Source organism: Micromonospora sp. DT46 (assembly GCF_049841735.1).
GTDB classification, from domain to species: domain Bacteria; phylum Actinomycetota; class Actinomycetes; order Mycobacteriales; family Micromonosporaceae; genus Micromonospora; species Micromonospora reichwaldensis.
Genome location: NZ_JBNCKW010000004.1, coordinates 374,276 through 396,124, shown reverse-complemented (window position 1 = coordinate 396,124; position 21,849 = coordinate 374,276). Strand labels below are relative to the sequence as shown.

The window sequence follows — 21,849 nt, the reverse complement described above, 5'->3', positions numbered from 1 at the left end:
GACGAAAGTTCAGACGATCTCGCACAAACATCTAGACATTTAGATTTAAGAATCATAGTGTTGCCCTCACCAGGCAGCGGCGTGCCAGGCCAACCATCAGGACATGACAACGATGTCCGTTCGATGTCCGGGCCCGCCGCTGAGCCCGAGCGCCGCGCGACGACGTACGTCGTTGTCCCGCTCCCCTGGAGGAGAAGAATGCTCGGATCGTCCCGACGAGCACGCGTGCCCCTCGCAAGCGCCTTCACCGTTGTCGTCGCCCTCGCCGGCCTGTGGCTGTCCCCGCCGAGCGCGGGTGCGGCTCCGCCGCCGCAGGAACCCGGTGTCACCCTGCGCGTCTTCGACCTGCAGGTGCCGCTCAACAACCTCTGCACCCTGAAGGCCGGCCAGACACCGAACGTCGACAAGCTCATGCCGACGGTCGACTGGACGAGCGCGGCCGACTTCGGCATCGAGGACCACTTCCTGGTCCACGTCCTCGGCAACGTCAACATCACCCAGGCCGGCAGCTACACCTTCCGGCTCATCAGCGACGACGGCTCCCGCCTGCTGATCGACGACACGCTGATCGTCGACCACGACGGCGCGCACGGCCCGGAACCGAAGGACGGTGCCGTCGACCTGACCACCGGATACCACTCCCTGCGCATCGAGCACTTCGAGCGTACGGGCGGCCAGCAGCTCACGTTGCAGTGGCGTACGCCGGGCTCCAGCACGTTCGTGACCGTCCCCAACTCGGCACTGAGCACCGACGCCGGCGTCGTCCGGGTGACCGCGCCCGGCCGCAAGGAGTGCGAGGCCAGTGGCGACTCCCCCGGCGACGGGCTGCCGCTCACGTCGGTGCACCCGAACTACACCCTGACCGACCTGCGCCCGAGTGGTTTCCAGCCGCAGGTCACCGGGTTCGACTGGTTCCCCGACGGCCGGCTGGCCGTGGCCACCTGGGGCGGTTCCCTGACCACCGTGGGCGAGGTCTGGATCCTCGGCAACGTCACCGGCAGCACCAGCCCCGGCCAGGTGACCCGGCAACGGGTGGCCACGGGGCTCCAGGAGCCGATGGGGCTCAAGATCGTCGACGGGAAGATCTACGTCTCGGAGAAGGCGAAGCTCACCGAACTCAACGACACCAACGGCGACGGGGTGACCGACCAGTACCGCACCGTGGCCACCTGGCCGTTCGGCAGCAACTTCCACGAGTTCGGGTTCGGCCTGCTGTACCGGGACGGCTACTTCTACCTGAACCTCTCGGTCTCCATCAACTACGGCGGCGCCACGACCGACCCGCAACCGGCCCCGAACCGGGGCACGACCATCAGGGTGAACCGGAGCACCGGCGCGATCGACTACGTGGCCGGCGGCCTGCGCACCCCGCACGGCATCGGCTGGGGCCCGGAGGGCGACATCTTCGTCACCGACAACCAGGGCGGCTGGCTGCCGTCGTCGAAGCTCGTGCACGTCAAGCAGGGCCGCTTCTTCAACCACTACATGAACCCGGCCGGCCCGTTCGACAACAACCCGGTCACCCCGCCGGTCCTCTGGCTGCCGCAGAACGAGATCGGCAACTCGCCGAGCACCCCCGTCATGCTCAACCAGGGCCCGTTCGCCGGGCAGATGCTCATCGGCGACGTCACCTACGGCGGGCTCCAGCGCGCGTACCTGGAGAAGGTCAACGGCGAGTACCAGGGCGCGCTGTTCCGGATGACCCAGGGCCTGGAGGCGGGGGTGTCCGAGGTGTCCGTCGGGCCCGACGGCGCCATCTACACCGGCGGCCTGCACGGCGGCGGCAACTGGGGGCAGGAGGGCAAGCTCAGCTACGGCCTGCAGAAGATCAGCCCCAACGGCGGCAACAACTTCGACATGCGGGCGATGCGGGCCCTGCCCAACGGCTTCGAGATCGAGTACACCCAGCCCCTGTCGGCGACGACCGCCGCCGCGCTGGCCAGCAAGTACCGGGTCAAGCAGTGGCGCTACGTGGCGACGGCCGCGTACGGCGGGCCGAAGATCGACGAAGAGACGCTGTCGGTCTCCTCGGCCACCCTGTCGGCTGACGGGAAGACCGTCACGTTGGCGATCAACGGCCTCAAGGCCGGCCGGGTGGTGCACGTCCGCTCGCCCCGGCCCTTCTCGGCGAGCAACGGCCAGTCGCTCTGGAGCACCGAGGTGTGGTACACGCTCAACGCCATCCCGGGTCAGCAGCCGCCCGTGAACCTCGCGCTCGGCAGGGCGGCGACCGCCGACAGCTCGTGCTCGCCCACCGAGGGCCCGGCCAGGGCCGTCAACGGGACGACCACCAGCGGCAACCTCGACAAGTGGTGTTCGACGGGCGCGACCAAGTGGATGCAGGTCGACCTGGGCACCACCCGCAGCGTGAACCGCTTCGTCGTACGACACGCCGGCGCCGGCGGCGAGAACACCGCCTGGAACACCCGCGACTTCACCATCCAGACCAGCACCAACGGCACCTCCTGGACAACCACGACGACCGTCACCGCCAACACGGCCAACACCACCACCCACGACATCTCCCCCACCCAGGCCAGATACGTCCGACTGAACGTCACCAAGGCCACCAGCACCTCCGACAACGCGGCCCGGATCTACGAGTTCGAGGCCTACGGCGGGCAGACCGCGACCGGGAACCTCGCGCTGGGCAGGGCGGCGACGGCCGACAGTTCCTGCTCGGCCACCGAGGGCCCGGCCAGGGCCGTGAACGGCAGCGTGTCCGGCGGGAACGGTGACAAGTGGTGTTCGACGGGCACCACCAAGTGGCTCCAGGTCGACCTGGGCACCACCCGCAGCGTGAACCGCTTCGTCGTACGACACGCCGGCGCCGGCGGCGAGAACACCGCCTGGAACACCCGCGACTTCACCATCCAGACCAGCACCAACGGCACCTCGTGGACGACCACGACGACCGTCACCGCCAACACGGCCAACACCACCACCCACGACATCTCCCCCACCCAGGCCAGATACGTCCGACTGAACGTCACCAAGGCCACCAGCACCTCCGACAACGCGGCCCGGGTCTACGAGTTCGAGGCCCACGGCCCCGCAGGCGACACCGGCCGCGTCACGCTCCTCGACGGGTCCCACCTCGACAACTTCGAGAGCACCAACGGCACCCCGGCCACGTGGCCGCTGGCCAAGGGCGGCGTGGAGGTCCTCGGCGGCGACATCCGCAGCCGGCGCGCGTTCGGTGACTTCCGGCTGCACGTCGAGTTCTGGCTGCCCAACCTCCCGCCGGACGTCACCGGTCAGGCCCGCGCCAACAGCGGGATCTACCTCCAGGACCGCTACGAGCTCCAGGTCCTGGACTCCTTCGGCGACACCACCCCGGCCAACGACGAGGGCGGCGCCATCTACGGAAAGATCGCGCCATCGGTCAACGCGGCCAGCGCGCCGGAGACGTGGCAGACCTACGACGTCACCTTCCGGGCGGCCCGCTTCGACAGCGCCGGGGTGAAGACGGAGAACGCCCGGGTCACGGTCGTGTGGAACGGCGTCACCGTCCACGACAACGCGGTGATCAACGGGCCCACGGGCAACGGCGCCCCGGAGGGACCCTCGGTGGGGCCGATCCGGCTGCAGGACCACGGCGACCCGGGCCTCAACGTCCACTACCGCAACATCTGGGTCGAGCCGACGAGCTGACCGTACGCCCGGGGCGGGGCGACCGCGCGGGTCGCCCTGCCCCCGGCCCGCATCCCACGCAGGCCTGAAGAACCCCCGTCCGTCGCACGGGCCCCGTGCCCGCGCCGACCCGTCCACATCGGAGACGGCATGACACGTCGCGCCCGCATCCGCACCCTGCCGCTGGCGGCCGCCCTCACCCTGCTGGCCGCCCTGCTCACGCCGGTGTCCCCGGCCCGGGCGGCGCCCGCGAAGACGCCCCCGCTGACCACGCCGTGGACCAGCCAGGCCCTCACGGGCACGCCCCTGCCGGAGTACCCCCGGCCGCAGATGACCCGGCCCGACTGGCTGAACCTCAACGGCGAGTGGCAACTGCGCCAGTCCGCCACCGACGACGCCCCGCAGTTCGGCACGGACCTCCCCGAGCGGGTGAACGTGCCGTTCCCGGTGGAGAGCGCCCTGTCCGGCGTGCGGCGCGCCGCGAACGACAACCGCCACTACCTGTTCTACCGACGCACCTTCACCGTGCCGGCCGACTGGTCCGGCCGCCGGACCCTGCTGCACTTCGGGGCGGTCGACTGGCAGAGCACCGTGTGGGTCAACGGCGCGCAGGTCGGCGGGCACACCGGGGGCTACGACGCCTTCACGTTCGACGTCACGCCGCATCTCAACGGCGGCACGAACGAGATCGTGGTGAAGGTGTGGGATCCGACGGACAGCCGGCAGAACGGCAGCCTCCCCCCGATCGGCAAGCAGACCAGGACCCCGGGTGGGATCTTCTACACCCCCAGCTCCGGCATCTGGCAGACCGTCTGGTTGGAGCCGGTGCCGACCGCGTCGATCAGCGGCGTCGACGTGTATCCGAACCTGTCCACCAACACGCTACGGGTGCGGGTGTCCACCCGGGGCAACGTCACCGGACACAGCGTGCTGGCCGAGGCGTTGAACGGGAGCACGCTGGTCGGCTCGGCCACCGGTGGCTTCACCGACTTCAGCGTGCCGGTGCCGAACGCCCGCCGATGGTCCCCGGACGATCCGTTCCTCTACGGCCTACGGGTGACGCTACGCAACGCGGGCGGCGCCCAGGCGGACCGGACGACGCACTACTTCGGCATGCGGGAGATCACCACCGGGATGGTCGGCGGGGTGCTGCGCCCGAAGCTCAACGGCCAGTTCGTGTTCCAGGCCGGCACCCTCGACCAGGGGTACTGGCCGGACGGGCTCCACACCGCCCCCACCGACGCGGCACTCGCCTTCGACCTGCAAAAACACAAGGACCTCGGGTTCAACATGGTCCGCAAGCACATCAAGGTCGAACCGCAGCGGTGGTTCTACCACGCCGACCGCCTCGGCCTGCTGGTGTGGCAGGACGTCCCGTCCCTCACCGCGCAGGACGTCAACGCCGACAACGCCCAGCAGGCACAGTTCGAGGCCGAGGCGAGGGAGATCGTCGACGAACACCGCAGCTCCCCCTCGGTGGTCGCCTACACGGTCTACAACGAGGGGTGGGGCGAACGCGCGCTCGCCGACACCCGGCGGGTCGGCCAGAACGTGAAGAACCAGGACCCGACCCGGCTGGTGAACGTGCACAGCGGCCACAACTGCTGCCAGTCCCTCGGCGACCCGGGTAACGGGGACATCGACGACTGGCACATGTACCTCGGGCCCGCCTCGCCGAGCCCGTCGGCCACCCGGGTCGCGGTGCTCGGCGAGTTCGGCGGCCTGGGCCTGCGGACGCCGGGGCACGAGTACAGCCCCAACGGCAGTTTCTTCGCCTACGAGTGGCAGCCGAACTCCACCGCCCTCACCGACCGGTACGTCGGGCTGGTGCAGGGCACCCGGAACCTGATGCTCGGCAAGGGCCTCAGCGCCTCGGTCTACACCGAGATCACCGACGTCGAAGGCGAGCTGAACGGCTTCCTCACCTACGACCGCCGGATCGTCAAGATGGTCGAGTCCCGGGTCCGGGCGGCCAACCAGGCGCTCATCGACGCGTCCAGGTCGCTCGGCGACAACCAGCCGGTCGCCCTGCCGCTGAACACGCGACGGTCGTTGCAGGTCACCACGCCCGGACACACGCAGAGGTACCTGCGGCACCAGGACAGCCTCGCCTACACCGAGATCGTCGACCCGGGCAGCACGGCGCTGCTCAAGAACGACGCCACCTACACGATCCGGGCGGGGCTGGCCGACGCCAACTGCTACTCCTTCGAGTCGGTCAACTTCCCGGGGCAGTACCTCCGGCACGCCGCGTCCCGGGTCCGCAACTCGCCGAACGACGGCTCGGCGCTGATGCGCGCCGACGCCACCTGGTGCGCCCGCACCGGGCTGACCGGCGGCGGGGTCTCCCTGGAGTCGTACAACTTCCGGGGCTCGTTCCTGCGCCACTTCAACTCGGAGGTGTGGCTCAGCAACGGCGCCGGCGGCGCGGCGTACGACACGCCCACCCTCTGGAGCGCGGACAGCACCTGGAACGTCGCCGCGCCCTGGGCACCGTGAGGACCGGACCGCGAGCTGGCGCACCGCCGCCCAGGTCGGTCAGCCGCTCAGTCCCGCCACCGCGGCCCCGACCGCCGCGTCGAGCAGCCGCTCGTCCAAGGGTTCCGCGATGGCGCTGGCGTAGACGGTCACCAGGTTGTGCCCCGCCCGGACGATCACGAAGGCCGACCGCCCGGTGATCCGGGCCCGCCCGCTGCCCGCGCTGAGCCGGTAGTCCACCCGCCAGGACTGCTCGCCCAGCGCGGGTGGCGGCTGCGCGTCGACCGCGAACCGCACCGCCGAGCCGCCCGCGCCCCCAAGGGTGAAGCGGGGGCAGGCCCGGCGCGCCGACTCCGCCTCGGCGAGCACCGCGGCGGGCACCGGATCGGCATGCGACCTGACCTCGATCACCAGCTCGGTCGACGCGGTGGCGGTGGGCCCGCGCACCGTGGCGTAGCGGGCCCGCTCCCGGACCCGTTCGACCTCGCCGAGCCGGTCCAGGTAGGAGTCCTCGGCCAGGGGCCGGCAGGCCGGCGGGTCGATCCGGGAGGCGCCGCCCGCAGCCCGGTCGGGCCGGACCTGCCAGCCCCGCGGCAGCACCGCCCGGACCGCGCCCGCCGCCCGGCGGGCCTCCGCGCGGGTGAGCGGCCGACCGGGGTCGCGCCCCGCGACGGACCGCGTGGGCCCCGGGGTGGCGTCGGGCACCGGCGGGACGCCCGCAGGGGGCGACTTCGCCGTGGCGCGGGACGGCTCCGCCACCGGAAGCGGGGCGTACGCCCCGGGGATCCCCGGACCGAGTACCGCCACCGCGAGCAGGGCCGCCAGCGCCGCGACCGCCGCGACGGGCGCCCTGGCACGGGCCGGCCAGGACGGGGTAGGTCCGACCACCGCCGGCCGGGACAGCAGGAACGGCAGGGTGAACGCGACGAGGTAGCCCAGCCACACCAGCGGAGCCAGCAGGTGCGCCTCGACGGTGTCCCACCCGTCCGCCCGTCCGGTCGCCAGGGCGTGCAGGTACTGCAACAGCGCCGCCGCCGTGCCGGCCACCCAACCCGCGGTCAGCGCCCGGCCGACACCGGCACGACGGCCGACCGCGAGCACCACCAGGACCGCCCAGCCGGTGAGCGCGCAGAGCAGCCAGCGCTGTTGTGCCTGCCGGCCCGCCTCGGCCAGGGTGCCCGGCGGGAACAGCTCGGTCCGCCACACGGCGGCTCCCGCACCGATCAGCACGGCGGTCAGGACCGCCGCCACGACCCCCCGGTCCCACCGGCGCGGCGGGCGTGGGTGCCCCTCCCCGGCCCCGCGCAGCAGCAGGCCGACCAGCACCGGGACCAGCAGCGCGAGCAGCGGCCAACCACTACGGGGCAGCGCGAAGACCAGCCAGGCGCGGGCCACGTGGCCGTCGGTCGTCACGGACGCCACCGCCGGCAACGGCCAGAGGACCGCGACACCGGCGGCCGCCGCGACCAGGTATGTGGCCGAACGCCAACCGACCGACCCGGGCCGGCGGGCGACGACCAGTCGCGCCAACAGCACGCAGAGCCCGGCCACCGACGCGGCCAGGAGCCCCGCCAGCGCGGCGACGATCATCGCGACCGGCACCTCCGCCCGGACCGGCACGCCCGAACTGCCCGGAACCGGCAGCACGGTGGCGACGAACGCCGTCGCCGCGAACCCGACGGCCACGCCGACGACGGACCGCCACCAGCCGCCCGCCCCAGCGGTCGCCCGGCGGACCAGCACGGGCAGCAGCCCGAGGTTCAGCAGGGCGGCGCCGACACAGACCGCGACGGGCGGGCCGACGGTCGCGTGCGCGGTCAGGAAGAGGTCACGTACGAGGGCGTCGGCGGAGCCCATCGCCAGCATCGCGACCGCGCCGACCGCCAGCCCGTGGGTCAGGCCCCCCGGCGGGTCCGCCGGCCGGGCCAGCGCCGCCGCCCGGGCCGCCGGATCCGGATGCCGGGCGAGCAGCCGGCGCCGCCGCGTGGGGCCCACGGCCCCGGCGCGGAGCAACGCGGCCAGGTGCCCGGCGTGGCCGGCGTCGGCGGCGTACCGGTCGGCTTCCCGCTCACGCCGCCGCAACAGCCCGGCCGCCAGCAGCGCGGTCGACACCGCGACGACCATCGCCCGGCCGAGCGCCGTCAGGTAGGTCGCGTTCAGCCCGAAGAAGGCCACCTCGAGCAGGCCGGCGGCGAGCACCGCGGGCACCGGCAGCCAGATCAGGCCACGGACGGCCGACGCCCAGGCCACGTCCCGGGCGAGGACGTGCGCGAGTTCGTGCGCCACCACGGGGTCGAACCGCGCCGGGTCGGCGTGGGCCACCGCGACGGCCGCCGGGAGCACCACCGTCGGCCGGCCGACCACACCACCGGTGGTGTACGCCTGCCGTACGGGCGGGGCGGCCACGACCAGCCTGGGCCGGTGACGCGCGGCCAGCCCGCTGCGGTCGCAGAGGTCGACGAAGCGCTCCTGCGCGCCCGGCACGGTGAGCCGGCGGCGGAGCCGACGCCGGTCGGCCAGCGGCAGCACCACAACGAGCGCCGCCGCCGCGCCCAGCGCCATCCCCGCCCCGGCGAGCATGACCAGTCCACGTCGGCCGAACTGCCCGGCCAGGCAGCGGTCGCGGGCCGCCGACTGTGCCGCGGCCTCCGTCGGATGGGCCCGGGTGCAGATGTCGACGGTGGCCGCCCAGGGTCGGGAGAGCGAGCGGTCGGCGAGGAAGTAGAGGCCGCCGGCGCTGATCCCGACGCTGATCAGGGACGCCAGCACGAGTGCGTAGAGCCAGCCGAGCCGGTCCGGCGGGAGGGGCGGGCCGGCTCCGGGGCCACGGTCGCCGCCGGTCGTGCCGTCCGGAGCCGTACCACCGTCATGGTCGGCCCCGCCGGCACCGGGCCCCGTCATGCGTCCGGCGGATCGACCATCGCGCCGACCGCGGCGTCGGCGAGCAGTTCCGCCCGGCCGGCGTCCAGGCCCAGCGCCACCGCGTGCCGGTGGCACGCCTCACGCAGTCGACGCGCCTGTTCGGGGTCCAGCCCCGGTGGGGCGTCGGGCGGGGCGGGCAGCTCGCGGCGGCGGCGGCGACGCAGCAGGCCGGCCCGGACGGTGGCGGCACCTATCACCAGCACCTCGCCCACGGCGGCGGCCACCACCTGGAGCGCGAGTTCGGTGACCAGGGTGACGTCGATGCCGAAGCCGACCCCGCCCTGCGGGACGGACCAGCTCACGCGGCCCTTCGACAGCTGCCGTCGCCAGTCGGCGGCCACCTCGTCGAAGACCGGTAGTTCCTCGGGGGCGATGCGGCGGACCGCCGCGTGGGCAGCGCCCACGACCAGATCGGCGGCGGCGTTCTGGGGCTCGGTCACGATGCCATCGTGCCGCCACGGCGCCAGCCCGCAGACCCGACAGTAAGGTTTCCGGCACCAGGATCCGGTGACCCGCCACGGTGTGCGGGGCCGGGCACGCGGCCGGGCCGAGGGCGCCGTCGCGTCGGCGGGAGGCAGGATGGGCGGGTGACTGCCCCCACCCACCCGCCGTCGGCCGTCCTGGACGCGGTGCTCGAACGGTTGACCTACGTCAACGAGGAGACCGGCTACACCGTCGCACGGGTGGCCACCGACCACGGCAGCGACCTGCTCACGGTGGTCGGCGCGCTGCTGGGAGCCCAGCCGGGGGAAAGCCTGCGCCTGTCCGGTCGGTGGTCGTCGCACCCGCAGTACGGCCGGCAGTTCGAGGTGCACTCGTACACCACCGTCCTGCCGGCCACGATCCAGGGCATCCGCCGTTACCTCGGTTCCGGGCTGGTCAAGGGCATCGGGCCGGTGTTCGCCGAGCGGATCGTCGCCCACTTCGGCCTCGACACCCTCCGCGTGATCGAGGAGGAGCCCGCCCGGCTGGTCGAGGTGCCCGGCCTCGGACCGAAGCGCACCGCGAAGATCACCGCGGCGTGGGAGGAGCAGAAGGCCATCAAGGAGGTGATGGTCTTCCTCCAGGGCGTCGGCGTGTCCACCTCGCTGGCCGTGCGGATCTTCAAGCAGTACGGCGACGCCTCCATCACGGTGGTCAGGAACGAGCCGTACCGGCTGGCGGCCGACGTGTGGGGCATCGGCTTCAAGACCGCCGACACCATCGCCCAGGCCGTCGGGATCCCGCACGACAGCCCCCAGCGGGTCAAGGCCGGCCTCCAGTACACGCTCTCCGAGGCCACCGACAACGGGCACTGCTACCTGCCCGACGGTCAGTTGGTCGCCGACGCCACCAAGATCCTCAACGTGCCCGCCGACCTCGTCACCACCTGCCTGGACGGGCTCGTCGACGAGGAGGGGGTGGTCCGCGAGACGCTGCCCGGGCCGGACGGCGAGCCGACGGCGGCGGTGTACCTGGTGCCGTTCCACCGTGCCGAGCAGTCCCTCGCCGGATCCCTGCTGCGGCTGCTGCGCGACCGCGCCGACCGGCTGCCCCACTTCGCCGACGTCGACTGGGGCAGGGCGCTGGCCTGGTTGAAGGCCCGCACCGGCACCGACCTCGCCCCCGAGCAGGAACAGGCCGTCCGCCTCGCCCTCACCTCCAGGGTCGCCGTGCTGACCGGTGGCCCCGGCTGCGGCAAGAGCTTCACCGTACGCTCGATCGTCGAACTCGCCGCCGCGAAGCGGGCCAAGGTCACCCTCGTCGCGCCGACGGGCCGCGCCGCCAAGCGGCTGTCGGAGCTGACCGGGCACCCGGCGGCCACCGTGCACCGGCTGTTGCAGCTGCGCCCCGGCGGGGAGGCCAGCCACGACCGGGACAATCCCCTCGACGTCGACCTCCTCGTCGTCGACGAGGCCTCCATGCTCGACCTGATCCTGGCCAACAAGCTCGTCAAGGCCGTCCCGCCCGGCGCGCACCTGCTGCTCGTCGGCGACGTCGACCAGCTCCCCTCCGTCGGCGCCGGCGAGGTCCTGCGGGACCTGCTCGCCGCCCCGGCCGTCCCCCGGGTCCGCCTGACGCAGGTCTTCCGCCAGGCCGCGGAGTCCGGGGTCGTCACCAACGCCCACCGCATCAACGCCGGCAGGCCGCCGCTGCTCCAGGGCCTCAGCGACTTCTTCCTGTTCGCCAGCGACGACACCGACGCCACCGCCGCCCTGACCGTCGACGTCGCCTGCGCCCGGATCCCCGCCCGCTTCGGCCTCGACCCGCGCCGCGACGTCCAGGTCCTCACCCCCATGCACCGCGGCCCGGCCGGCGCGGCGGCCCTGAACACGCTGCTCCAGCAGCGGCTCACCCCGGCACGCGAGGGGCAACCTGAGCGCCGCCTGGGCGGACGGGTGTTCCGCGTCGGCGACAAGGTCACCCAGATCCGCAACAACTACGACAAGGGCCAGGCCGGCGTCTTCAACGGCACCGTCGGCATCGTCACCGCTCTCAGCACCGACGAGCAGACCCTGACGGTACGCACCGACGAGGACGAGAGCATCGACTACGACTTCGACGAACTCGACGAGCTGGCCCACGCGTACGCCATGACGATCCACCGCTCGCAGGGCTCCGAATATCCCGCCGTGGTCATCCCGCTGACCACCAGCGCCTGGATGATGCTGCAACGCAACCTGCTCTACACCGCCGTCACCCGCGCCAAGAAGCTCGTCGTCCTGGTCGGTTCCCGCCGTGCCCTCGCCGCCGCCGTCCGTACCGTCGGGGCCGGACGCCGCCACACCGCCCTCGACCACCGCCTCGCCTGAGCGCCTCGCTGCTGCCGCACGCCGGCCCGGGGCCGCCGGTCCCCGCCGGGGCCCTACGCCACCGGACGGGGCGCGGTCGGTGTGGGGCGCAGCGCCGCGAGCTGGATCTGCAACGCCAGCCGCGTGCGCGGCGAGTCGAGATCCACGGCGACGACCTCGGTGAGGCGACGCAACCGGTACCGGAGCGTGTTGGGGTGCACGTGCAGCTGCCGGGCGGCCCGCTGCGGGTCGCCCTGCTGGTCGAGCCAGGCGGCGACGGTGGCGACGTAGTCGGTGCCGTGCTCCCGGTCGTGGGCCACGAGACCGGGCAGGGGGCCACCCAGCAGCAGGTCGACGCTAGGCACGGCGCCGACCACCCGGTGCACGACCAGCTCCGCCCAGTGGTCCTCGAACCGCAGCACCGGGCTCCGCTGCCCGGCCGGGCCGCGCAACGCGAGCAGCTCCGCCGCCTCGGCACGCGAGCGCGGCAAATCCGCCATGTTCCGGGCGACGCCGCCGGACGCGGCGTACAGACCCGGGTCCTGCACGGCGACGTCGTGGATCAGCTTCTCCATCCACCGCCGCGAACCGGGCGAGGTGCCCTCGTCCACCAGGACGGCGAACAGGACGTCCCCGACGTCCGCGAGCAGCGGCTGGCGCCAGCCGTGCCGGCGGGTGATCGACTCCCACAGCGCGAGGTTGTCGACCATCTCCCCCGTCCCTCCGAGGGCGACGACCCGCCACGGTCCCTCGGGCAGGGCCAGCTCCTCCCGGCCCATCCCGCCGGGGGCCCGCAGGACCGCCCGCAGGCGGTCGGCCGACACCCGGCGCGCGACGTCGGCCTGCACGCGCAGGCGGAGCAGGTGCAGGGCCAGTACGGACGCCGTGCCCTGGAGGTCACGCAGCCGCCCCTCCGGCACCGGGCCCTCGACGACGGCCCAGATCGAGCCGAGCAGCTCGCCGCCAGCGCGGATCGGGACGACGAGGCGGGGCAACGTCCCGTCCGGGCCCTGCGGTACGAAGATCAGCTCGCTGCCCGTCGCGAGCTTGCGGAAGACGCCACGGGAACGGAAGTGGGCGATCACGTTGCCGGGGGCGCGACGGCCGACGATCGTCGACACGCGCGCCGGGTCGGTGCGGTCCTGGCGCGACGAGTAGGCGAGCACCCGGGACTGGGCGTCCTCGATCGTCACCGGCGCGTCGACGACGGCGGCGGTCGCGTCGGCGAGGGCGAACAGCTCGTCGTAGACGCCGGGCTCCCCGGTCTCCGGCGAGCCGGGCGCGACGGCCCGGTCGATCATCCCGCGGAGCAACCAGACGAGCTGGGCCCAGGAGCCGTGACGTTGAAGCTCGACCAGGGTGAGGCGCCGGTCGGCGGCGGCCGACGTCACGTCGGGGTGCGCGGCCAGCGGAGGCTTGAGCACCAGGCCGGCCGCCCCGGTCTCCTGGCAGCGCGCGACGACGGCGAGGGCCTGTGCCGGGGTCGCGACGCCCGCGCCGAGGACGAGGTCACCGCTCTGGCCGGTCGTGGCGTCGTCGGCGAGGGTGACGTCGCGTACCTCCGCCTCGTCGGCGGGGACGACGACCTTGAGCAACGCGGCGCCGGCCGCGTCCACCACGCCAGCCACGGTGAGCATGCCGCGATTGTGCCCCGATCTTGTCCGGCAGGGCCAATGACCTGGGCGATCGTTGGCCGGAACGGACAATGACCTCCCGGCCCGGTGGGGACAGGATTGGCCGCGATCCCTGTCGCGCCCGAAGGAGAAGACGCCATGTCCCCCGTCGAGTCAGTGCCCGCCCCCCAGCACGTCGCCGTCGTCGGCGCGGGGATGGTCGGGCTGGCCACCGCCTGGTTCCTGCAGGAGCGGGGGGTCCGGGTCACCGTGCTCGACCGTACGGGGGTCGCGGCGGGCGCGTCGTGGGGCAACGCGGGCTGGCTCACCCCCGGCATCACCACTCCCCTGCCGGAGCCGGCGGTGCTGCGGTACGGGGTGCGCGCCGTGCTGAGCCCGTCCTCGCCGGTCTACGTGCCGCCGCGCGCGGACGCCCGGTTGCTGCGGTTCCTGGCCGGCTTCGCGCGGCACAGCACGGCGTCGAAGTGGCAGAGCGCGATGCGGGCCCTCATCCCGATGAACCGGCGGGCGCTGGAGGCGTTCGACGCGCTGACCGCCGGTGGGGTCGCGGCGCCGACGCACGAGGCGAAGTCGTTCCTCGCCGCGTACCGGACCGAGGCCGAGCGGTCGGTCCTGCTCGACGAACTGGCGCACATCCACTCCGCGGGCCAGGGGATCGAGTTCGACGTCCTCACCGGGGCCGAGGCACGGGAGGTGGAGCCCTCGCTGTCGGACACGATCGGCGCCGCCATCCGCCTGCACGACCAGCGCTACGTCAACCCGGGCCAGTACGTGCACGCCCTGGCCGACTCGGTCCGCGCGCGGGGCGGAGCGGTCAGGGCCGGCGTGGACGTCCTGGACGTCCGCGACGAGGCGGCCGGTGTCCGGGTGGTGACCTCCGCCGGCACCGACGAGCGCTACGACGCGGTGGTGCTGGCGACCGGCACCTGGCTCGGCCAGTTGGCCCGGCGCTTCGGCGTCCGCACCGTCGTGCAGGCCGGCCGCGGCTACAGCTTCAGCGTCGCCATCGAGCACCTGCCGGCCGGCCCGGTCTACTTCCCCGCGCAGCGCGTGGCCTGCACGCCGCTGGGCGACCGGCTGCGCGTCGCCGGGATGATGGAGTTCCGCAGCGCCGAGGCGCCGCTGGACCGGCGCCGCGTCTCGGCCATCGCCGAGGCCGCCCGCCCGCTGCTGCGGGGCGCCGACCTGGACACCCGCACCGACGAGTGGGTCGGCTCGCGGCCCTGCACCCCGGACGGCCTTCCCCTGATCGGCCGGACCAGGTCACCGCGCGTCTTCGCCGCCGGCGGTCACGGCATGTGGGGCATCACCCTCGGCCCGCTCACCGGCGAGCTGCTCGCCGAGCAGATCACCGGCGGTGGGCAGCCCGTCGAGCTGCGCCCGTTCGACCCGCTGCGCTGACGGACGTCGTCGGAGCCCTCGACGGCCAGTAGGGCTCCGACGCACAGCGGTCGGATGCCCCCGATCCGCGCGAGGCGGAGGGGCCCGCGGCACCGGGTCCCCCATCCGGAGCACCTGGGCACGACCGTCTGCTGCCGGCCAGCTACGGTAACCCTCGCTTTTCACGTGTCGGAGGTAGGAATGCCGCAGTGGACGGCGGGCCTCGTCGTGTCCGTCATGCTCGCGTCCTTGACCGGGTGCGTCGGAGGCTCCACGGGGGACACGGGACAGTCAACATTCGCCCCGCAGGGCGGCGCGTGCCACCGGTTCGACGTCCAGGAAGGCGACCGCCACTCCTACGCCCCCGTTTCCTGCGCCGAAGCGCACGAGGCGGAGACCGTACACGTCGGTGCGTTCGTCGGCGCCGACGCCGAGCAGGACACGGTGCCGGCCAGGCAGGGCCCGGCGCTGCGGAAGGCGTTCGACGCGTGCGACGCGGCGGCGACGGACTACGCGGGCGGCGAGTGGCGTGGAGCGCGTCTGCTGCTGCGGGTCGTGATCCCCACCGGGCGGGGCTGGGCCGCCGGCGAACGGTGGTTCCGCTGTGATCTCAGCGAGATCACCTATGTGGAGGTTACGGATCCGCGTCCCCGGCAGGGCAGCCTGCGGGACGTGCTGAAAGGCACGTCCGACCTGACTTTCAACTGCCTCAACGTGACCGAATTGCCCGACGGGAACCTCGGCGGGCTGATCGAACTGGATTCGTGCGCCGTCACCCACGACGCGGAGTACGCCGGGGTGTGGCGTGCGCCGGAGACCGCCTTCGCGGACGTGGCCGCCGAGGGCGGACCAGCCGGTGACGGATGCTGGGATGTCGTGGCCAGGTACGTAGGGGTGCCGCGAGACGCTCTAGAGGGCCGCGCCGACGTGGTCTGGCGGCTCCCATTCGAGCAGGACTGGCTCGCCGGGGACCGCGGCGTCCGCTGCTTCCTCTGGATCCCGGACCGCACCCTCACCAGGTCGCTGCGGAACAGCGGCACGAAGGGCCTGCCGGCACCCGGCCGACCCGACTGAGTGTCTGGCCGGCAGCGTTCGGCACTGGCCCGGCCGGACCACGCAACGTGGCGCAGGGGCGCTGCGCTCGGCCGGTTCCCGGCCAGGCCAGCCCGGATGACGCCGTCGGATGACGCCGATGACGTTTCGTACCCAGCTCCATGACAGTTGTATGAAGAAGCTGTGGAAGTGACCGGGAGTGGTTTCGCCGCCCTTCCGGCGGGGGCAACACCGCAGCTCGACGACAACTCTCCCGGAAGGACGGCTCCACGTGGAAGTCACCGGTTTCTTCACTGCCATCATCATCGGCCTGATCATCGGGGCGTTGGGCCGCCTGGTCGTCCCGGGCAAGCAGAACATCCCGATCTGGCTCACGCTGCTCATCGGTGTGGTGGCGGCGGTCCTCGGCACTCTCGTCGCCGGGGCCCTGGGCGTCGACGACACCAGGGGGATCGACTGGATCGAGCTTGCCCTCCAGGTCGTCTTCGCCGCGATCGGTGTCGCCGTCGCCGCCGGCGCCTACGGTCGCCGACGCATCCGCTGACCTGCACGTCCCACGGCGCCGGCCCACCCTCGCGGCGGGGCCGGCGCCGTCCTGTCCGCCGAGGTGCCAAGAACCCGCCGCGCCGCCCGTGTCCTTCGACGGAGCGCCGACGACAGGTGCCGGCCCTACCGGCGGCAGTCGCAACCGTTGCGGCCGCTGTCCGCACGCCGACGGGGCTCCGGCTCGCAGGTGGCGCAGAGCCGGGTCGACGGGCGATGCGCCAGCTCCTCGATCGGGATGTCGCGGTCGCACCCTCCGCAGGTGCCGTAGCGGCCCTGTTCCAGGTAGTGCAGTGCGCGGGCGATGTCACCCAGGGCCCGTCGCGTGGCGGCGGTCAACGCGGCGGCCGCCTCGAGATCGGCGCCGTCGGAGCGCGTCCGTCGGGCCTGCCGGTCCAGCAGCGCCAGCTGGATGCTGTGCCGCTCGTACTGCTCCTCCAGGACGATCCGGAGCACCCCCAGCTCGGCCTGCCTGTTCACGACGTACACGATCGGTCCTTCTCCCTGCTCGGAACGAAAAGAAAGGGCGGAGCGCTGATGCGCTCCGCCCGCCGGTGCCGGTCCTGTGGATCTCGGACGGGTGGCGGCGGGCGGCGCTGACGAGGCGCCCGCCGGGTCGGCGGCGCGACGATCGGCGCGACGGTGCCCCGGCGAACGCGGGCGACCGACGGCACGACGAGGCGACGGGTGATCGCACCCGCGACGAGGTGGGCCTGCGGCCCGGTGGTCGCAGTCGTCCGCGACGGGGCGGGAAACTCCTGGTACGCCGCGGTGCGGGGCTGCCGGGAGGGGCCGGGGGCGGTCACGGCGCCACCATAGACCGAACGCCCGCGTACCGGCCAGCGCCCGGCGCCCCGGGGCCCCGTCGTGGGGTTGCCGGGTCGGTCCGGGCGGCCGTGGCCCGCCGCACAGGCCCCGAAATCGAGGTGCGCGTGACGACCCGGCGCTCTAGGTTTCCGCCGTGACCCTCGACATCGTGCGCCTGGCGGACCGCCCCGACCTCGGCCGTTCGCTCGACGAGGACTTCGACGGGGCGTGGCCGCCGTTCATGCTGTGGGACCCGATGGGCACGGTGTACTACGGCGTCGCCCACGACCTGTACCCCGAGTTCGTGTTCGCCGCGGTCGACCCCGCCGACCCCGCCCGCGCGGTCGCCCGGGCGTACGCGGTGCCGTTGCGCTGGACGGAGTCCGAGCTTCCCGACGGCGGCTGGGACCGGGTGATCCAGCGGGCCACCGTCAACCGGCTGACCGGCGCCGACACGAACATGGTCTCGGCGTTGGAGATCTGCATCCGGCCCGACCGTCGCGGCACCGGGTTGTCCGCCGTGATGCTGGCCGCCATGCGGGAGGCCGTCGCGAAACTGGGCTACGACACATTCGTCGCGCCGGTCCGGCCGAGCGGCAAGCACACACGGCCCGAACTGCCGATGGCGCAGTACGCGGCGCAGGTCCGCGAGGACGGCCTGCCGGTCGACCCCTGGCTGCGGGTGCACGTCCGCGCGGGCGGACGCATCGAGCGCGTCGCCACCCGGTCGATGACGATCGCCGGGACCCTCGCCGACTGGCGTCGCTGGACGGGCCTGCCGTTCGACACCAGCGGGCCGGTCCACGTGCCGGGGGCCCTCGTGCCGGTGCACTGCGACGTGGCGCACGACCACGCCGTCTACGTCGAGCCCAACGTCTGGGTCAGGCACCGACTCTAGGTCGTCACGCCGGGGTCAGGGCGCGGGCCAGTTGCGCAGCAGGGCGTCGAGGGCGTCCAGGACCCGTGACCACGTCTCCTGCGTGTCGGGGGCGCTGTGGCTGAACCCGCCGCCCATCTCCAGGCTGACGTAGCCGTGGAAGACGCTGCCCAGCAGCCGGACCGCGTGCGTCTGGTCCGACTCCGTCAGGTCGTAGCCGCGCAGCAGCGCCCGCGTCATCTGCGCGTGTCTGCCGCCGGCGCTCGCCGCCGCCGTCTTCGGGTCGAGCCTGAGCTGGGCTGCGGCGTAGCGGCCGGGATGTTCCCGGGCGTAGTCGCGGTAGACGTTCGCGAGGGCGGTCAGGGCGTCCTTGCCGGCGCGCCCGGCCAGGGCGTCGGCGGCCCGGTCGGCGAGTTCCTCCAGGGCGAGCAGGGCGATCCTGGTCCTCAGGTCCTGGGAGTTCTTCAGGTGCGAGTACAGGCTCGCGACCTTGACGTCGAACCGCCTGGCGACCGCCGAGACGGTCACCTGGTCGAAGCCGACCTCGTCGGCCAGTTCCGCTCCCGCCAGGGTCAGGCGTTCCGGGGTCAGTCCTGCGCGTGCCATGCTCCTCCGCCCGCTCGGCATAACCCATTATGCATTTGCCTAATACCTTTAGGGAAATTAGCCTGCCGCGTATGAAGCCGCTGACCGAGCAAGAGATCCGCACCGCCTTCGTGAACTGCACCAAGGGCGAGGCGAAGCGTCTGTCCGTCCCGCGCGACCTGGCCGACCGGCCCTGGGACGACCTGGACTACCTCGGCTGGCGAGATCCGCAGGCCCCCCACCGCGCCTACCTCGTCACGGAGCTGGACGGCCGGCCGAGGGCCCTCGCGCTGCGCTGCCCCAGCCCCGCCCCCTCGCAGCCACGGCGCGGCATGTGCTCAATGTGTCTGACCGCCCCCACAGGCGGCGTCTCCCTGATGGTTGCGCCGAAGGCGGGCAAGGCCGGGCAGCAGGGCAACACGGTCGGCACCTACATGTGCAGCGACCTCGCCTGCTCGCTGTACGTGCGGGGCAAGAAGGACCCGGGCGCCGGCGCACGGCTGCAGGAGTCACTCACCCTGGAGGAGAAGATCCAGCGGACCATGGCGAACGTCGCCGCGTTCATCGCCACCGTGACCGCCTGATCCCCAGGCTTCGCAAATTCGCACGTCGGCGATGACGAGCGGGCTCACCTGCCCACCGGAACCCGCCGACGCGATCCGCGCCCTCGAAGGCCACTGCCGGCGCGCCACCTGACCACCCACCGCGAGGAGAGGCCGCGGCGGGGTTCACGGCGAGACGGGAGGCGGCCCGGTGTAGCCGCTGGTCCAGCGGAACCGACTGGTCGGCTGGGCGTATTCCTCGTTGACGTGCGCGATCCAACCCGCCGTCCGGGCGACCGCGAAGATCACCTCGGCGGCGCCCGGCCCCATACCGGCCGCGTGCGACAGCACGGCGACCGCGAAGTCGACGTTGGGCAGGGCCTCCCGCCGCGCCGCCGTGGCCGTCAGGTCGTCCACCGCCCGCCGCAGATCACCCTCGAACGGCAGGTCCGCGACGAGATCGAGCAGGGTCGTGCCACGCGGGTCGCCCGCCGGATACAGCGGATGCCCGAACCCTGGCAGGTTGCCGGCCCGCAGCCACTCGGCGATCGCGGCCGACGCCCCGTCCCGCCGGGCGGCCTCGATCATGCGGTGGACGCCGCTGCCGACGGCTCCGTGCATTGGCCCGTCCAGCGCCCCGAGGCCCGCCAGCACCGCCGCGTAGGGGTTCGCCCGGGTGGAGGCCGCAACGCGTACCGCGATGGTCGACGCGGCCAGGTCGTGGTCGGCGAGCAGGACGAGGGCGGCGTTGAGCGCCCGGAGACCAGCTGCGGACGGTGGCGTGCCCGTCAGCCGCGACCACAGGCGGGCAGCGAGGCGCTCGTCGGAGGGAGCCTGTCCGGCGAGGGGCAGGGCGTCGACCATGGTGGACAGCAACCCCGGCGCGAGGGCCGTCACGGTAGCGGGCGCCAGGTCGAAGCGCAGCGGGTCCATCGCGGCCGCGACGGCGACGATCACCGGCAACCGGTCGAACAGCCGTGCCCGGGCGGGGAGGTGGCTGCTCGCCAGCCTGGCCCTGTCGAGGGTCTCGGCGGACGCCGCGAAGGTCTCCCCGCGCCGCTCCCCCGTCCACAGCCAGTGCGCGACCTCCTCGAACGCCGACGCCGGCGCGAGCCTGCCGACATCCAGCCCCCGGTAGTGCAGCCGCCCGTACGCGATCAACGTGGTGGCCGTCCGCATCGCCGGGGCGCCGTCGCGGACCGGCCGGGTCGCCTGCGTGCGGGAGGCCAGCCGTTCGACGTCGGCCAGCCGGAACCGGCTGATCCGCTCGCCGGGAACCTTGACCCGGGCAAGCAGTCCGCGACTGACGTACGCGTAGATCGTCTCCGGCTTGACGCGCAGGCGAAGCGCTACCTCGGCGGTCGTCAACAGCTGTTCCCCGGACATGTGGGCATGGTCTCACGTTGACTGGATCAACGTTGACTACGCCCGTCCGGGGGCGTGACGCTGCCCGCATGCCTGACACCATCACCGTTCCGCGCGGGCTCGCCGGCGTCGTGGTCACCGACACCACCATCGGCCGCGTCCGCGGCGCCGAGGGCTTCTACCACTACCGGCAGTACTCAGCGATCGACCTGGCCGAGCAGCGCACGTTGGAGGACGTCTGGGCGCTGCTCATCGACGGTTGCCTGCCCACCGATCCCACGGCGCTGCGCCGCGAGATCGCGCCGCTGCGCCACATCCCGCCCGCCGTCGCCGCCGCGCTGCCCGACATCGCCGCGGCGTCGACGTCGCCGGACCCGATGGGCGGACTGCGCGCCGCCCTGGCCGTCGCCGGCCTCGCCGCCGGGGCCCGCCCGTTGTACGACACCCCGCCGGCAGAACGGCGGGCGCAGGCCATGGCACTCTGCGCCCTCACGCCCAGCCTGCTGGCCGCGCTGTTCCGGCTGCGGGCGGGGCTGGAGCCGATCGAGTCGCGCGACGACCTGTCGCACGCGGCGAACTACCTGTACATGATCACCGGCAAGGAGCCGTCCGCTGCGCACGCCCGCGCCATCGAGCGCTACCTGATCGCGACTGTCGATCACGGCTTCAACGCGTCCACCTTCACCGCCCGCGTCGTCGCCTCCACCGGCGCAGACATCTACGCCTGCGTCGGTGGCGCCCTCGGCGCGCTCTCCGGCCCGCTGCACGGCGGCGCGCCCAGCCGGGCCCTCGACACCCTCGACGCCATCGGCTCCCCCGACCGGGCCGACGCGTGGCTGCGCGACCGCATCCTCAGCGGCGAGCGGATCATGGGATTCGGGCACCCCGTCTACCGCACCGAGGACCCCCGCTCACGCATGCTCAAGGCGATCGCCCTGTCCCTCGGTGGCGATCTGGTGGACCTCGCCGTGGCCGTCGAGGAGCGGGTCCTGTCGCTGCTGGCGGAACTGAAGCCGGGCCGGGAACTGCACACGAACGTGGAGTACTACGCCGGCGTGGTCATGCACCTGTGCGGGCTGCCCCGCCAGATGTTCACGCCGACGTTCGCCACCAGCCGGGTGATCGGATGGTGCGCGAACGTGCTGGAACAGGCCGAGGACTCGAAGATCATCCGGCCAGACTCGCGCTACGTGGGCCCCAGCGCGCCCAGACCGCTGCCGACCGGGACCGCACCACCCCTGGGCTAGGCGCCATCGCCC

General features: G+C 73.2%; 15 protein-coding genes. 9 read left to right on the top strand and 6 right to left on the bottom strand.

All coding sequences use genetic code 11. The features are described 5' to 3' along the window. Positions 1–225: 225 nt before the first annotated feature. Positions 226–3,654, top strand: coding sequence for a discoidin domain-containing protein (locus ACLQ20_RS13185; protein ID WP_425855709.1), 3,429 nt, complete (start codon positions 226–228; stop codon positions 3,652–3,654). 129 nt (positions 3,655–3,783) lie between these two features. Beyond that, entirely contained in the window at positions 3,784–6,132 is a 2,349-nt protein-coding gene (locus tag ACLQ20_RS13180; RefSeq protein WP_358120220.1) for an AbfB domain-containing protein, read from the top strand. A gap of 39 nt (positions 6,133–6,171) precedes the next feature. Here ACLQ20_RS13180 and ACLQ20_RS13175 read toward each other — a convergent pair whose 3' ends face one another. Together ACLQ20_RS13175 and ACLQ20_RS13170 are read right to left on the bottom strand one after the other, a co-directional pair. Then, positions 6,172–9,012, bottom strand: coding sequence for a M48 family metalloprotease (locus ACLQ20_RS13175; RefSeq protein WP_425855707.1), 2,841 nt, complete (start codon positions 9,010–9,012; stop codon positions 6,172–6,174). Then, positions 9,009–9,473: a hypothetical protein gene (locus tag ACLQ20_RS13170; protein ID WP_425855705.1), complete on the bottom strand. Its 465-nt coding sequence runs from the start codon at positions 9,471–9,473 to the stop codon at positions 9,009–9,011. The genes ACLQ20_RS13175 and ACLQ20_RS13170 overlap by 4 nt, the downstream gene beginning before the upstream one ends. Before the next feature lie 147 nt (positions 9,474–9,620). Between ACLQ20_RS13170 and recD2 the strand changes: the two genes are divergently transcribed. Continuing rightward, positions 9,621–11,825: an SF1B family DNA helicase RecD2 gene (recD2, locus tag ACLQ20_RS13165; RefSeq protein ID WP_425855703.1), complete on the top strand. Its 2,205-nt coding sequence runs from the start codon at positions 9,621–9,623 to the stop codon at positions 11,823–11,825. 53 nt (positions 11,826–11,878) lie between these two features. On the opposite strand, the gene ACLQ20_RS13160 is transcribed toward recD2, so the two are convergent. After that, entirely contained in the window at positions 11,879–13,441 is a 1,563-nt protein-coding gene (locus tag ACLQ20_RS13160; RefSeq protein WP_327028538.1) for a helix-turn-helix domain-containing protein, read from the bottom strand. Between the two features lie 135 nt (positions 13,442–13,576). On the opposite strand from ACLQ20_RS13160, the gene ACLQ20_RS13155 reads away from it, so the two are divergent. The 3 genes from ACLQ20_RS13155 (at position 13,577) to ACLQ20_RS13145 (ending at position 16,415) form a co-directional block, all read left to right on the top strand. Continuing rightward, the gene (locus ACLQ20_RS13155; RefSeq protein WP_425855702.1) at positions 13,577–14,839 is read left to right on the top strand and encodes an NAD(P)/FAD-dependent oxidoreductase; all 1,263 of its coding nucleotides are present in this window, start codon (positions 13,577–13,579) and stop codon (positions 14,837–14,839) included. Positions 14,840–15,067: 228 nt separating this feature from the next. Continuing rightward, entirely contained in the window at positions 15,068–15,892 is an 825-nt protein-coding gene (locus ACLQ20_RS13150; RefSeq protein ID WP_425855699.1) for a septum formation family protein, read from the top strand. 250 nt (positions 15,893–16,142) lie between these two features. Then, positions 16,143–16,415, top strand: a complete 273-nt coding sequence (locus ACLQ20_RS13145; RefSeq protein WP_425855697.1) for a GlsB/YeaQ/YmgE family stress response membrane protein — start codon at positions 16,143–16,145, stop codon at positions 16,413–16,415. Positions 16,416–16,540: 125 nt separating this feature from the next. Here ACLQ20_RS13145 and ACLQ20_RS13140 read toward each other — a convergent pair whose 3' ends face one another. Then, positions 16,541–16,903: a hypothetical protein gene (locus tag ACLQ20_RS13140; RefSeq protein WP_327028540.1), complete on the bottom strand. Its 363-nt coding sequence runs from the start codon at positions 16,901–16,903 to the stop codon at positions 16,541–16,543. Positions 16,904–17,375: 472 nt separating this feature from the next. Between ACLQ20_RS13140 and ACLQ20_RS13135 the strand changes: the two genes are divergently transcribed. Next, positions 17,376–18,119, top strand: coding sequence for an N-acetyltransferase (locus tag ACLQ20_RS13135; protein ID WP_425855695.1), 744 nt, complete (start codon positions 17,376–17,378; stop codon positions 18,117–18,119). A gap of 15 nt (positions 18,120–18,134) precedes the next feature. Here the strand turns inward: ACLQ20_RS13135 and ACLQ20_RS13130 are convergent, their stop codons facing one another. Next, the gene (locus ACLQ20_RS13130) at positions 18,135–18,704 is read right to left on the bottom strand and encodes a TetR/AcrR family transcriptional regulator (RefSeq protein ID WP_151455478.1); all 570 of its coding nucleotides are present in this window, start codon (positions 18,702–18,704) and stop codon (positions 18,135–18,137) included. A gap of 71 nt (positions 18,705–18,775) precedes the next feature. Here ACLQ20_RS13130 and ACLQ20_RS13125 point away from each other — a divergent pair, with 71 nt between their 5' ends. Beyond that, entirely contained in the window at positions 18,776–19,267 is a 492-nt protein-coding gene (locus ACLQ20_RS13125) for an FBP domain-containing protein (RefSeq protein WP_425855692.1), read from the top strand. A 144-nt stretch (positions 19,268–19,411) separates the two neighbouring features. Here the strand turns inward: ACLQ20_RS13125 and ACLQ20_RS13120 are convergent, their stop codons facing one another. Beyond that, positions 19,412–20,611, bottom strand: coding sequence for a citrate/2-methylcitrate synthase (locus ACLQ20_RS13120; protein ID WP_425855690.1), 1,200 nt, complete (start codon positions 20,609–20,611; stop codon positions 19,412–19,414). Between the two features lie 68 nt (positions 20,612–20,679). On the opposite strand from ACLQ20_RS13120, the gene ACLQ20_RS13115 reads away from it, so the two are divergent. Next, entirely contained in the window at positions 20,680–21,837 is a 1,158-nt protein-coding gene (locus ACLQ20_RS13115; protein ID WP_425855688.1) for a citrate/2-methylcitrate synthase, read from the top strand. The last annotated feature ends 12 nt before the right edge of the window (positions 21,838–21,849 follow it).

Excerpts from the sequence above, each read along its gene's own strand:
- ACLQ20_RS13160 (WP_327028538.1), bottom strand. The coding sequence starts at position 13,441 with ATGCTCACCGTGGCTGGCGTGGTGGACGCGGCCGGCGCCGCGTTGCTC.
- ACLQ20_RS13115 (WP_425855688.1), top strand. The coding sequence starts at position 20,680 with ATGCCTGACACCATCACCGTTCCGCGCGGGCTCGCCGGCGTCGTGGTC.
- ACLQ20_RS13130 (WP_151455478.1), bottom strand. The coding sequence starts at position 18,704 with ATGGCACGCGCAGGACTGACCCCGGAACGCCTGACCCTGGCGGGAGCG.
- ACLQ20_RS13175 (WP_425855707.1), bottom strand. The coding sequence starts at position 9,012 with ATGACGGGGCCCGGTGCCGGCGGGGCCGACCATGACGGTGGTACGGCT.
- ACLQ20_RS13180 (WP_358120220.1), top strand. The coding sequence starts at position 3,784 with ATGACACGTCGCGCCCGCATCCGCACCCTGCCGCTGGCGGCCGCCCTC.
- ACLQ20_RS13155 (WP_425855702.1), top strand. The coding sequence starts at position 13,577 with ATGTCCCCCGTCGAGTCAGTGCCCGCCCCCCAGCACGTCGCCGTCGTC.
- ACLQ20_RS13120 (WP_425855690.1), bottom strand. The coding sequence starts at position 20,611 with ATGTCCGGGGAACAGCTGTTGACGACCGCCGAGGTAGCGCTTCGCCTG.
- ACLQ20_RS13125 (WP_425855692.1), top strand. The coding sequence starts at position 18,776 with ATGAAGCCGCTGACCGAGCAAGAGATCCGCACCGCCTTCGTGAACTGC.